This window comes from Burkholderia sp. Ac-20392 (genome assembly GCF_017104585.1).
GTDB classification, from domain to species: Bacteria; Pseudomonadota; Gammaproteobacteria; order Burkholderiales; family Burkholderiaceae; genus Burkholderia; species Burkholderia lata.
Genome location: NZ_JAAGPB010000266.1, coordinates 1 through 12,015 on the forward strand (window position 1 = coordinate 1; position 12,015 = coordinate 12,015).

A 12,015-nucleotide genomic window follows, 5' to 3' on the forward strand; every position below is an offset into this window, starting at 1 on the left:
TATCCTGTCGGTCGACGGCACGCCGTACGTCGCGGCGCACAGCATCGCGCCGCTTTCCGCCAGCAAGGGCGTGTGGCAGGCGATGCGGCGGCTGCGCACGCGGCCGTTGGCGGAGCTGCTGTACAGCGATCCGCAGGTCGAGCGTTCGGCGCTCGTCAGCCGGCGCGTAATCGCCGGCCATCCGCTGTATGCGCTGGCGACCCATGCGCTTGGCGGGGCGCGAGCGCCGCATTCGTTCGCCGCGCGGCGCTCGGTGTTCCAGCGTCACGGCAAGCCGTTGATGGTCACCGAGTGCATGCTGCCGGCGCTGTGGCGCCATCTCGATGCGCACGGCGACGGGCCGCGCTCGGGCGGGCCGGGCGGGAGCGCGTAATGCTGCGGGGTTTCCCGCCGGTCGTTGCGGCGAATACGCACACGATGATCCTCGGCAGCTTTCCGGGCGAGGCGTCGCTCGATGCCGCGCAGTATTACGCGCATCCGCGCAACCAGTTCTGGCGGTTGCTCGGCACGGTGCTCGACGAGCACGGGCTGCACGAGCTCGCGTACAACGCGCGGCTCGAGCGTGTGCTGTCGCACGGGATCGGTATCTGGGACGTGCTGGCCGCGTGCCATCGCGAGGGCAGTCTCGATTCGGCGATCCGGCATGCGAAGCCGAACGATTTCGATGCGTTGCGCGAGCATGCGCCGTTGCTCAAGCGCGTGTGCTTCAACGGCAAGACGGCAGGGCGGTTTGCGGAGGTGATCGGCGCGGCGGGGTACGACACGCTCGTGCTGCCTTCGTCGAGCCCGGCGAATGCGATGCTGTCGTTCGAGCAGAAGCTCGCGCAGTGGCACGGGATTCGTGCCTGACGATTGGACGGATCGTCGCTTATTCGTCCTTGCCCCAGCGCCACTTCGGTTTTTCGCCTTTCAGCCAGCACACGACCGTGAGCGCAGCCACCAGCGCCACGATGCATGCCGCGAATGCCAGCGGTGACTGGGCGGGCGACAAGTGCGTCGCAACGACCACGATCCCGATCACGAAGAGCAGCAGGACCACCCATCCTTGCCACGCGACCGGCAACCCCCATCCCCAGCCATAGCGTTTCGCCGGGAACCAGATCTTCTTGTCGTTCGAGGTCATGTGTCCTCCTCCGAGCTGTGAATGCAACGTAGCACCAACGGGATTCGAGATCGTGCGCTGCCGGGCGCTCGTTGCGGCCGTTACCACACACCAATGCTATCCTCTCGTCCGCTAAAACCAGCTTCACCCAGCGAGATTCACATGACCCGACTGATCAAGCGCGCGTCCGCCGAGGCGCGCGCGTCCAAGCGCAGCAAGCCGTCCGCCTACAACGGCTCCGAAAAACTCCAGCCGCCGCGCGTGAAGCGCCGCCCGGAGATCGACGAACACGACGACGTGCCCGTGCTCGAAGCGCCGCGCAAGCCGCGCTTCGCGCCCGTCACGTTCTCGGAAGAGGGCGGCGTGCGCTTCCTGCACTTCGGCACCGAATGGGTGCAGGGCGCGATGCGGATCTCCAAGCCGCTGCATATCGAGCTCGAATACGCCCAGCAGATGATGGCGTGGCTGCTGTTCCTCGAAACGCCCGAGCGGGTCGTCCAGCTCGGGCTCGGCACCGGCGCGCTGACCAAGTTCTCGCACCGCTTCCTGCCGCACGCGAAGGTCGAGGCCGTCGAGCTGAACCCGGCCGTGATCGTCGCCGCGCGCACGATGTTCGCGCTGCCGCCCGACGATGCACGCCTCGCCGTGCACGAAGCCGACGCGTGGGATTTCGTCAACGATCCGGCCAACCGCGGCACGACGGGCGCGATCCAGATCGACCTGTACGACGCGACCGCGCGCGGCCCCGTGCTCGACAGCGTCTCGTTCTACCGCGCGGTGCGCGGCTGCCTCGCCGACGCGGGCATCGCGACGATCAACCTGTTTGGCGATCATCCGAGCTTCGTGCGCAACATGAAGCACCTGAACGCGGCGTTCGATCACCGCGTGATCGCGCTGCCGGAAGTGCATGACGGCAACCGGATCGCGATCGCGTTCTCGGGCCCCGCGCTCGACGTGTCGTTCGCGCAGCTCGACGAACGTGCGAAGCTGATCGAGGACACGCTGAAGCTGCCCGCGCGCAAGTGGGTGAAAGCTTTGAAAGAAACGACCGGCGCACGCGACACCTCGTTCGCGATCTGACGCTTCATGCACCGGCGGCATCCCGGTGCAACCACGCGACAAGGGGCGGATCACCTCGGGTTCGCCCCCGCTTGACCGCGTGCTCGCGGCTCCTATACTGGCGCGAAGCCAGGGGAGCCGCAGCCTACCCGTTTTGCGCTCCTCTCGGCGCCGTACCCGCTCAACAAGATCGATAACCGGGAAAGAAGAGGAGACGTCATGGCTCACGATGCCGACGCCAACCGGGCCGCCAAGCGCTGGCTCTGGCTGCTGGTACTGCCGCTGATTGCGATGGTCTGGGTACCGTCGTACAGCAAGATCGAACCGCAATGGTTGGGTTTTCCGTTTTTCTACTGGTACCAGCTCCTTTGGGTCTTCATTAGCGCGGTGATCACCGCGTTCGTGTACTTCAAGACCAAGAACGCGTGGAAGGCGAGCGGCCCGCAGGGAGGTGCGCGATGAATCTCGGCGCAACCTTCGTCTTCGTCCTGCTGTTCATCGGCGTCACGATCATCGGTTTCCTGGCCGCGAACTGGCGGCGCGGCGATCTCGCCCATCTCGACGAATGGGGCCTCGGCGGCCGTCGCTTCGGCACGATCGTCACGTGGTTCCTGCTCGGCGGCGACCTCTACACGGCCTACACGTTCGTCGCGGTGCCCGCGCTCGTGTTCGGCGCCGGCGCGATGGGCTTCTTCGCGCTGCCGTACACGATCCTGATCTATCCGTTCGCGTTCGTCGTGTTCCCGAAGCTGTGGAGCATCGCGAAGCGGCACGGCTACGTGACGGCCGCCGACTTCGTCAACGCACGCTACGGCAGCCGGATGCTCGCGCTGGCGATCGCGGTGACGGGCATCCTCGCGACGATGCCGTACATCGCGCTGCAGCTCGTCGGCATCGAAGTGGTGATCGGCGCGCTCGGCTTCGACACGACCGGTTTCGTCGGTGACCTGCCGCTGATCATCGCGTTCGCGATCCTCGCCGCGTACACGTACACGTCGGGCCTGCGCGCGCCTGCGATGATCGCGATCGTCAAGGACATCCTGATCTACATCACGATCGCCGCGGCGGTCATCGTGATCCCCGCGAAGCTCGGCGGCTTCGGGCACATCTTCGCGAGCGTGCCGCCCGCGAAGCTGCTGCTGAAGGCGCCCGACGCGATGAGCCTGAACGGCTACAGCGCGTACGCGACGCTCGCGATCGGCTCGGCGCTTGCGCTGTTCCTCTATCCGCACTCGGTGACGGCGATCCTGTCGTCGTCGTCCGGCAACTCGATCCGCCGCAACATGGCGATGCTGCCGGCATATTCGTTCGTGCTCGGCCTGCTTGCGCTGCTCGGCTACATGGCGCTTGCATCGGGTGTGAAGGACATGCCGCAGTACGCGCCGTACTTCAAGGCGTTCGGTCCGAACTTCGCGGTGCCTGCGCTGTTCCTCCAGTATTTCCCGTCGTGGTTCGTCGGCGTCGCGTTCGCGGCGATCGGCATCGGCGCGCTGGTGCCGGCGGCCATCATGTCGATCGCGGCCGCGAACCTGTACACGCGCAACATTCACCGCGAGTTCGTGAACCGCAACATGTCGCACGAGCAGGAAACGCACGTCGCGAAGCTCGTGTCGCTGATCGTGAAGGTCGGCGCCGTCGCGTTCATCCTCGGGCTGCCGCTGACCTATGCGATCCAGTTGCAGCTGCTCGGCGGGATCTGGATCATCCAGACGCTGCCCGCGATCGTGCTCGGCCTGTACACGCGCGTGCTCGACCACCGCGGCCTGCTGGCCGGCTGGGCGGCCGGCATCGTGTGCGGCACGTGGATGGCGATCTCGCTGAAGCTGGCCGGATCGATCTTCACGATCCACCTGTTCGGTCTCGCGATCCCTGGCTATGCAGCCGTGTGGTCGCTGATCGTGAACCTGGTGGTGGCGGTGGTGGTGAGCGTGCTGGTGCGCGTGATGGGCATGGCGCATGCGGAGGATCGCACGCGGCCGGAGGATTATCTCGACGTCGTCGAGGGCTGATTCCCCCATCTTCTGTTGCAGTTTCGACACGACGCCCGCGATGCAGATCGCGGGCGTTTTGCGTGGTGCGCCGCGAACACCGCGTGCGGCCGTGCGTCCGTTTGCGCCGATCTCCAAGCGATTCTAGTGTGGCCGGGCCGTGGCGAAAATCGGTGCAAGACCGATTGGATGGTGGGCGGCCCGCTTGCCAATAATGCGTCCCGCCCGGCTGTACCGGGCGATTCGATCTCCACACGATCCGATTATATGAGGGATGCAATGACGAAGATTTGGGTTTGGGTAATGGGTATGTGTTGCGTGGCGCTGACAGGCTGTGTCAACGCGTACTACCGGTGAGGCGCGCGATGAGAATCCTGTTGATGTGGGCGCTGGTCGCACCGATCCTGCTCGCCGGCTGCGCGAACATGTACTACCGTTGACGGCGGGCCGCGATGAAAACGTTCTTGTCGGCCGCCGTGCTGTGCGTGGCGCTCACCGGCTGCATTTCGGTGTATGGCCCCGGGCAGCGCTATGCGGCGCGCAGTGCATCGCAAGAAAAACACGACGCGGCCGACGATGCGTCCGGCGCGTCAGAAGTGTCCGGTGCGGCAAAGGGTGACGCCGCATCGCGCATCGTGATCGGCAATCGCAAGTACGACGAAGTGTGGGCGGCGGTCGCGCAGTTCTATGCGGATCACAAGCTCGCGGTGCGCGTCAGCGACCGCGACGCGGGGCTCGTTGCCGCCGCGTATGCCGACTATCCGAACGCGGGCAACTTCCTGGATTGTTCCGAACTGAAGCAGACGTCGAACGTGACGCACACGCTGAAGGTCGTCACGCGCATCGACGAAGCGACGCAGGGCGTGACCGCGTCGATCGACGTCGCGGGCATGGCCGGTGTGGTCGCGGCCGGCAAGCAGAAGGGTGCGCGCGTCGCATGCCGCTCGAACGGCACGCTCGAGCAGGCGCTGGCGGAGGTGCTGCGCAAATAAGGGTCCCGCCCGGATCGCCGCAGCTGCGCGGCGGTCCGGGCGGTTGACGCATGCGTTACTGGCCCGCGCGTTGCGCGAGATCCTCGCGCTGCGACAGATCCTCGACGTTGACCATCCAGTGCACGCCGAAACGATCCTTCGCCATCCCGAAGCCGAGCGCCCAGAACGTCTTGCCGAACGGCATCGTCACTTCGCCGCCGTCGGCGAGCGCATTGAACAGCTTCTGGCCTTCCTCGACCGTCGCCGGGTTCAGCGACAGCGAATAGCCGGCGTGCATGCCGCCGCCGGGCTGGCTGCAGTCGCCGTCCGAGCACATGATCATCGAGTCGCCGATCGTGAAGCTTGCGTGCATCACCTTGTCGGCCATCTCCGGCGTCATCGGGTAGTCGGGATTCGGCGGCGCGTCCTTGAAGTGCATCTTGAACATCGTCTTCGCACCGAGTGCCTTTTCGTAGAACTGAAGGGCTTCGTCGGCGCGACCGTAGAACGTCAGGTACGGTTGGACTTGCATCGTTGTCTCCTGTAGTGGGGAGCCGCCCTGCGCATCTGCGCGGGTTCGGCGTCGTGCAAGACTGACTGGGAAAGGGTGCCCCGGGAGGCGGCCGACGCACCCGTGACGTGGATTGTAGTGCGCGTGCTTGACGATGGAATGAAAAATAAAAACGGCCGCGAACATGACGTTCGCGGCCGTATGCGGCGTGCGTGCTGACGGCTGTTGCCAGTGTTCCTGACAGCCGCTGACGCGGGTCGCGGCTTAGCGCAGCGAGTCGATCAGCTTCTCGAGCTTCACCGCATCGGCGGCGAATACGCGGATGCCTTCGGCGAGCTTTTCGGTTGCCATCGCGTCGTCGTTCAGCTGGAAGCGGAATGCGGCCTCGTCGATCGCGACGCGCGCGGCGGGCTTGTCCTGCAGCGCTTCCGGCGACAGCTTGCGCGTGACCGTCTCGTTGCTGTCCTGCAGCTTCTGCAGCAAATCGGGACTGATCGTCAGCAGGTCGCAGCCGGCGAGTTCGGTGATCTGGCTGGTCGTGCGGAAGCTCGCGCCCATCACTTCGGTGTTGTAGCCGAAGGTCTTGTAGTACGTGTAGATGCGGCGCACCGACTGCACGCCCGGATCGTTCGCGCCACCGTCCTTCTCTTCATTCCACTCCGCGCCGGCCTGCTTCTTGAACCAGTCGTAGATGCGGCCGACGAACGGCGAGATCAGCTGCGCGCCGGCTTCCGCGCATGCAGCGGCCTGCACGAGGGAGAAAAGCAGGGTCATGTTGCACTTGATCCCTTCCTTCTGCAGCACTTCGGCCGCGCGGATGCCTTCCCACGTCGATGCGAGCTTGATCAGGATGCGCTCGCGGCCGATGCCGGCGGCTTCGTACAGCTTGATGAGCTCGCGGCCCTTGTCGATCGAACGCTGCGTGTCGAACGACAGGCGTGCGTCGACCTCGGTCGACACGCGGCCCGGGATCAGCTTCAGGATCTCGGTGCCGAATGCGATCAGCAGGCGGTCGATGATGAAATCGGTGCTTTCGTTGCGATGATCGCGGACGGTTTTCTCGAGGATCGGCTTGTACGCATCCTTCTGGACGGCCTTCAGGATCAGCGACGGGTTCGTGGTCGCGTCCTGCGGCTGGTATTGCGCAAGCTGCTGGAAATCGCCCGTGTCGGCGACGACGGTCGTGTACTGCTTCAGCTGGTCGAGTGCGGTAGTCATGGCGATTCGGAAGAAGGGCGCAAGGCGCCGGGTTCTCACGGGCCGCGCGAACGCGGCGGCGAAGCGAGGCGGCGCCGGGCACCGCCTCCGATCCGCTATTCTAGGCCCGATTCGTGTCGGGCACGTTCCGGCGTGTCCGATGGCCGCAGCGGCGGGCGCCGTGCCGCGTCACGCGGGGCGGCGCGCGTTCAGGATCACCTGCGTGACGATCCCCGCGACGAGCCCCCAGAATGCCGAGCCGATCGACAGCAGCGTGAGGCCCGACGCGGTGACCATGAACGTGACGAGCGCGGCTTCGCGCTGCTTCACGTCCTGCATCGCGTTCGCGAGGCCGCTCATGATCGAGCCGAACAGCGCGAGCGCGGCGACCGACACGACGAGCGCCTTCGGCAGCGCCGCGAACAGCGCGGCGATCGTCGCGCCGAAGATCCCCGCGATCAGGTAGAACGTGCCGCACCACACGGCGGCCGTGTAGCGCTTCGCGTGATCCTCGTGCGCTTCCGGGCCCGTGCAGATCGCGGCCGTGATCGCTGCGAGGTTGACGCCGTGCGAGCCGAACGGCGCGAGCAGCAGCGACGCGAGGCCGGTGGTCGCGATCAGCGGCGACGACGGGGTCTGATAGCCGTCCGCGCGCAGCACCGCGATGCCGGGCACGTTCTGCGACGCCATCGCGACGACGAACAGCGGAATGCCGATGCTGACGATCGACGCGATCGAGAACGCGGGCATCGTGAACACGGGCTTCGCGAATGCGACGTGAAAGCCGCTGAAGTCGAGCAGGCCGAGACCGCCGGCAACCGCCGTGCCGACGATCAGCGTCGTCACGATCGCGTAACGCGGCGCGAGCCGCTTGACGATCAGGTACGTGAAGAACATCGCGAGCACGAGTGCGGTCTGGAACTGCGCGGCGCGGAAGATCTCGATACCGATCTCGAACAGGATGCCCGCGAGCAAGGCAGCCGCGATGCCGGCCGGAATCTTGCGCATCAGCGTGTCGAACAGCCCGCTCACGCCGACGGCCGTCAGCAGCACCGCGCAGACGACGAACGCACCGATCGCTTCGGGGTAGGGCACGCCGGGCAGCGATGCGATCAGCAGCGCGGCGCCGGGCGTCGACCATGCGACGACGACGGGCGCGCGAAAGCGCAGCGACAGCCCGATCGTCGTCAGCGCCATGCCGATCGACAGCGCCCAGATCCACGACGAGATTTGCGCATCGGTGAGGTGGGCGGCGCGGCCGGCCTGGAACATCAGCACGAGCGAGCTCGTGTAGCCCGTCATCATCGCGACGAAGCCGGCGACGAGTGCCGACACGGACGTATCGGCAAAAAAGCGGCGGCCGCCGGCGCGGCTGGCGCTCGCGGTGGGCGAGGGGTTCATGCTATCTCCGGGGGAGGCCGCTCGGACGCGGCCTTCGAGTCTGGGTGGGTGTCGTTACTTGCTGAGTGCGCGCATCGCGGTTTCGAGGCCCGCGAGCGTGAGCGGATACATGCGATGGCCGAGCAGGTCGCGGATCACCGCGACCGATTGCCGGTATTCCCATAGCCGCTCGGGCTCCGGGTTCAGCCATGCATGGTGGGGGAACTGGTCGGCGAGGCGGCGTAGCCACACGGCGCCGGCTTCCGGGTTGTTGTATTCGACCGAGCCGCCGGGCTGCAGCACTTCGTACGGGCTCATCGTCGCATCGCCGACGAAGATCAGCTTGTAGTCGGGCGTGAACTTGTGCAGCACGTCCCAGGTCGCGGAGCGTTCGGAGTGGCGGCGGCGGTTGTTCTTCCACAGGTGGTCGTACACGCAGTTGTGGAAGTAGAAGAACTCCAGGTGCTTGAATTCGGCCTTCGCGGCGGAGAACAGCTCCTCGGTGCGCTTGATGTGGTCGTCCATCGAGCCGCCGACGTCGAGCAGCATCAGCACCTTCACGTTGTTGTGGCGCTCGGGCACCATCCGCAAGTCGAGCCAGCCCGCGTTCGCGGCGGTGCTGCGGATCGTGCCGGGCAGGTCGAGCTCCTCGGCGGCGCCTTCGCGCGCGAAGCGCCGCAGCCGTCGCAGCGCGACCTTGATGTTGCGCGTGCCGATCTCGACGGAATCGTCGTAGTCGCGATACGCGCGCGCCTCCCACACCTTCACCGCGGTGCGGTTGCCGTTCGACGGGCCGCCGATGCGCACGCCTTCCGGGTTGTAGCCGCCGTGCCCGAACGGCGACGTGCCGCCGGTGCCGATCCACTTGTTGCCGCCTTCGTGGCGTTCCTTTTGCTCGTCGAGCAGTTCCTTCAGGCGCTCCATCAGCTTGTCGAGCCCGCCCATCGCCTCGATCTGCGCCTTTTCCTCCGGCGACAGCTCGCGCTCGAGGCGCTTCTCGAGCCAGTCGAGCGGAATGTCGAACGCTTCGGACGGCAGGGCGGACACGCCGTGGAAATACGCGCCGAATGCCTGGTCGAACTTGTCGAAGTACTGCTCGTCCTTGACGAGCGTCATCCGCGCGAGGAAGTAGAACGCGTCGATCGACGGCGAGATCAGCCCGGCCTTCAGCGATTCGAGCAGCGTCAGGTATTCCTTCACCGAGACGGGCAGCTTGGCTGCGCGCAGCGCGTAGAAGAAATTGAGCAGCATGGCCGGGCCTTCGCGGGTGAGAGAGGATTACCGGTTGTGCCGGTTCATGTAGACGAGCCGTTCGAGCAGGCTCAGGTCCTGCTCGTTCTTCAGCAGCGCGCCCGCGAGCGGCGGCACGATCTGCTTCGCATCCACGCCGCGCAACTGGTCGGCCGGGATGTTCTCGGCCAGCAGCAGCTTCAGCCAGTCGAGCAGCTCGGACGTCGACGGCTTCTTCTTCAGGCCCGACACGCCGCGCAATTCGAAGAAACTCTCGAGCGCCGCGCGCAGCAGCTCCTCGCGGATGTCCGGGAAATGGACCGCGACGATCTTCTGCATCGTGGCCGGGTCGGGAAACTGGATGTAGTGGAAGAAGCAGCGGCGCAGGAACGCGTCGGGCAGCTCCTTCTCGTTGTTCGACGTGATGATGACGAGCGGGCGGTGCTTCGCGCGGACGGTTTCGCGTGTTTCATACACGTGGAACTCCATCCGGTCGAGCTCGCGCAGCAGGTCGTTCGGGAATTCGATGTCGGCCTTGTCGATCTCGTCGATCAGCAGCACGCTCGGGTGCTCGGCATCGAACGCCTGCCACAGCACGCCCTTGACGATGTAGTTCGAGATGTCCTTCACGCGCTCGTCGCCGAGCTGCGAATCGCGCAGCCGCGACACGGCGTCGTATTCGTACAGGCCCTGCTGCGCCTTCGTGGTCGACTTGATGTGCCACTGCAGCAGCGGCATGTCGAGCGCGGCGGCCACTTCCTCGGCGAGCATGGTCTTGCCGGTGCCGGGCTCGCCCTTGATCAAGAGCGGGCGTTGCAGCGTCAGCGCGGCATTGACCGCGAGCTTCAGATCGTCGGTGGCGACGTAGTGCGAGGACCCTTCGAAACGCATGGCGGCGCTCTTCTCAATCGGGGAAAAAAACCCAGTATAAGTCAGAAGGGCTGTCCGGTTGGGCCACGCCCGCGTATCGTTGCAGGGCTGTGGCGGGGCGAACGGGGGCGCCTTGTGGACGCATTCCCCACCGACGCGGTACAATCTGGCCGTTTTTTTTGGCCTGCGTGGCGACCTGATAAGCATAACGGCGCGGGCCGTTGCCGCTTCGGCGCCAGTTTCCCCTCAAGCTAGGTTACAAGAGCTATGAACAAATTCGTCGGCAAACACGTCGTTGTCGCAGCGCTCGTGGCGCTCGCGGGCAGCGCGCAGGCGGCCGGTGTGGTCGGCAACCCGAAGGACGGGGCGAGCAAGGCCGCCATGTGCATCGGTTGCCACGGCATCCAGGACTACCGCGCGGCGTACCCGGAGGTCTACCGGGTGCCTGTCCTCGGCGGCCAGAACCAGCAATACCTCGAGAACGCGCTGAAGGCCTACCGCAAGAAGGATCGTCACTTCCCGTCGATGAATGCGATCGCCGGTTCGCTGACGGATCAGGACATCGCGGATCTGGCGGCGTACTACGCCGTCCAGAAGGCCGACTCGAAGGACAACCCCTACAAGTAAAGCGCGCGCCGCCGATCTCTCCGGCGGGACAGGAGCATTCATGAACAACGCATTCAAGACGGTGGCGGTTGCACTGGCGGCCGGCCTCGCGATCGGTACCGCGCACGCGGCGGACACCACGAAGGGCAAGGAGCTGGTCGAGTCGCACAACTGCGCCGCCTGCCACGGCGCTCAGATGAACAAGCCGATCAACGCCGAATATCCGCGCCTCGCCGGCCAGCACGCCGACTACCTCGTGTGGGCGATGCGCCAGTACCAGATGGGCCTGACGAATCCGCTGCTCGGTCGCAACAACGCGATCATGCAGGCGCAGGTGCAGAGCCTGTCGGTCAGCGACATGAAGGACATCGCGGCCTACATCGAGTCGCTGAAAGAGACCGATCTCGTGTTCAAGAAGTAAGCGCGACGGGCCTGACGGGCTCGCGCAGCAAAAATACCCCGCCGAGGCGGGGTATTTTTTTGTCCGCGTTCCGGCGCCCGTGGGCCGGCGCCGCGGCGCTCAGTCGCGCGATGCGCGACGCAGGATGCGCTGCAGGTATGCGTCGGTGTCGGGCGGCGTGTTGGTGCGCTGGGCTTCCCAGATCGTCTCGCCGAGGCATTCCATGATCACGTGCTGCGCGTCGTGGGTCGAGTCGAGCTTGGCCGCGAGCTTGTCGTGCGCGGCGCGAATGCCGGGCGGCTGGTCGATCGACAGCTGCTCGCTGATCGCGAGGTGCATCGACAGGTGCAGGAACGGGTTCGTGCGGCCTTCCTCGGGCGTGTACTCGCGCGCGGTCGCGCCATCGGCGTCGGCGAGTTCGTCGTGGTATTCGGGATGCTCGACGATCCAGTCGGCTGCCATTGCTTCCAGCGGCGTCAGGATCTCGCCTGCGCGCTGCTTGCGCCAGGTCTCGGTGAAAAAGCGACGCACTTCGTCGCGGCTTGGATTGAACATGGTGGGGAAACGTCGTGATTCGGACGGCGTGATGCCGCGTCGCGCATTGTACGCCGGCTCGGCGGACGGCGCTGGCGGCGGGCGGGAGCGGGTTGTGCGGTGGCCGTGGCGGTGGCCCGCGGGCCGTGCAGGTGCTCGGCGGCGAC

Annotated in this window: 15 protein-coding genes; 8 read left to right on the plus strand and 7 right to left on the minus strand. The window is 65.9% G+C overall.

Translation table 11 applies throughout. The annotated features are described in order from the left end of the window. Both G3N99_RS24865 and G3N99_RS24870 read left to right on the plus strand, forming a co-directional pair. Positions 1–373: chorismate lyase (locus tag G3N99_RS24865; RefSeq protein ID WP_206123715.1), on the plus strand; the 373-nt coding region annotated here is incomplete at its 5' end. Next, positions 373–849 (plus strand): DNA-deoxyinosine glycosylase, encoded by a 477-nt coding sequence (locus G3N99_RS24870; RefSeq protein ID WP_206123716.1) that lies wholly within the window; start codon positions 373–375, stop codon positions 847–849. The genes G3N99_RS24865 and G3N99_RS24870, both read left to right, overlap by 1 nt. A gap of 19 nt (positions 850–868) precedes the next feature. Here the strand turns inward: G3N99_RS24870 and G3N99_RS24875 are convergent, their stop codons facing one another. Beyond that, complete coding sequence (locus tag G3N99_RS24875) at positions 869–1,123, minus strand: hypothetical protein (protein ID WP_174943188.1); 255 nt, start codon at positions 1,121–1,123, stop codon at positions 869–871. Positions 1,124–1,264: 141 nt separating this feature from the next. Between G3N99_RS24875 and G3N99_RS24880 the strand changes: the two genes are divergently transcribed. From G3N99_RS24880 to G3N99_RS24895, 4 genes are all read left to right on the plus strand, one after another. Then, entirely contained in the window at positions 1,265–2,182 is a 918-nt protein-coding gene (locus G3N99_RS24880; RefSeq protein ID WP_174942779.1) for a spermidine synthase, read from the plus strand. Between the two features lie 198 nt (positions 2,183–2,380). Next, positions 2,381–2,623 (plus strand): DUF3311 domain-containing protein, encoded by a 243-nt coding sequence (locus tag G3N99_RS24885; RefSeq protein WP_011352801.1) that lies wholly within the window; start codon positions 2,381–2,383, stop codon positions 2,621–2,623. Then, positions 2,620–4,170 carry a sodium:solute symporter family protein gene (locus G3N99_RS24890; protein ID WP_085041986.1) on the plus strand — a complete coding sequence of 517 codons (1,551 nt, stop codon included), beginning with the start codon at positions 2,620–2,622 and terminating at the stop codon, positions 4,168–4,170. The genes G3N99_RS24885 and G3N99_RS24890 overlap by 4 nt, the downstream gene beginning before the upstream one ends. A gap of 431 nt (positions 4,171–4,601) precedes the next feature. Then, a complete protein-coding gene (locus G3N99_RS24895; RefSeq protein ID WP_206123717.1) occupies positions 4,602–5,141 on the plus strand; it encodes a hypothetical protein in 540 nt (179 codons plus the stop codon). A gap of 55 nt (positions 5,142–5,196) precedes the next feature. Here the strand turns inward: G3N99_RS24895 and G3N99_RS24900 are convergent, their stop codons facing one another. From G3N99_RS24900 to G3N99_RS24920, 5 genes are all read right to left on the minus strand, one after another. Further along, positions 5,197–5,652 carry a VOC family protein gene (locus G3N99_RS24900; protein ID WP_011352798.1) on the minus strand — a complete coding sequence of 152 codons (456 nt, stop codon included), beginning with the start codon at positions 5,650–5,652 and terminating at the stop codon, positions 5,197–5,199. Positions 5,653–5,895: 243 nt separating this feature from the next. Further along, on the minus strand, positions 5,896–6,849 hold the full coding sequence (gene tal / locus G3N99_RS24905; RefSeq protein ID WP_174942773.1) for a transaldolase: 954 nt from the start codon (positions 6,847–6,849) through the stop codon (positions 5,896–5,898). Positions 6,850–7,017: 168 nt separating this feature from the next. Continuing rightward, positions 7,018–8,229 carry a benzoate/H(+) symporter BenE family transporter gene (locus tag G3N99_RS24910; RefSeq protein WP_174942770.1) on the minus strand — a complete coding sequence of 404 codons (1,212 nt, stop codon included), beginning with the start codon at positions 8,227–8,229 and terminating at the stop codon, positions 7,018–7,020. A gap of 54 nt (positions 8,230–8,283) precedes the next feature. Further along, on the minus strand, positions 8,284–9,459 hold the full coding sequence (locus tag G3N99_RS24915; protein ID WP_174942767.1) for a VWA domain-containing protein: 1,176 nt from the start codon (positions 9,457–9,459) through the stop codon (positions 8,284–8,286). Between the two features lie 27 nt (positions 9,460–9,486). After that, the gene (locus G3N99_RS24920; RefSeq protein WP_011352794.1) at positions 9,487–10,329 is read right to left on the minus strand and encodes a MoxR family ATPase; all 843 of its coding nucleotides are present in this window, start codon (positions 10,327–10,329) and stop codon (positions 9,487–9,489) included. 246 nt (positions 10,330–10,575) lie between these two features. Between G3N99_RS24920 and G3N99_RS24925 the strand changes: the two genes are divergently transcribed. Further along, complete coding sequence (locus G3N99_RS24925) at positions 10,576–10,935, plus strand: c-type cytochrome (protein ID WP_174379984.1); 360 nt, start codon at positions 10,576–10,578, stop codon at positions 10,933–10,935. A 40-nt stretch (positions 10,936–10,975) separates the two neighbouring features. Beyond that, a complete protein-coding gene (locus G3N99_RS24930) occupies positions 10,976–11,335 on the plus strand; it encodes a cytochrome c (RefSeq protein WP_174942764.1) in 360 nt (119 codons plus the stop codon). Between the two features lie 99 nt (positions 11,336–11,434). Here the strand turns inward: G3N99_RS24930 and G3N99_RS24935 are convergent, their stop codons facing one another. After that, the gene (locus tag G3N99_RS24935) at positions 11,435–11,869 is read right to left on the minus strand and encodes a DUF1841 family protein (protein WP_027786805.1); all 435 of its coding nucleotides are present in this window, start codon (positions 11,867–11,869) and stop codon (positions 11,435–11,437) included. Positions 11,870–12,015 lie beyond the last annotated feature (146 nt).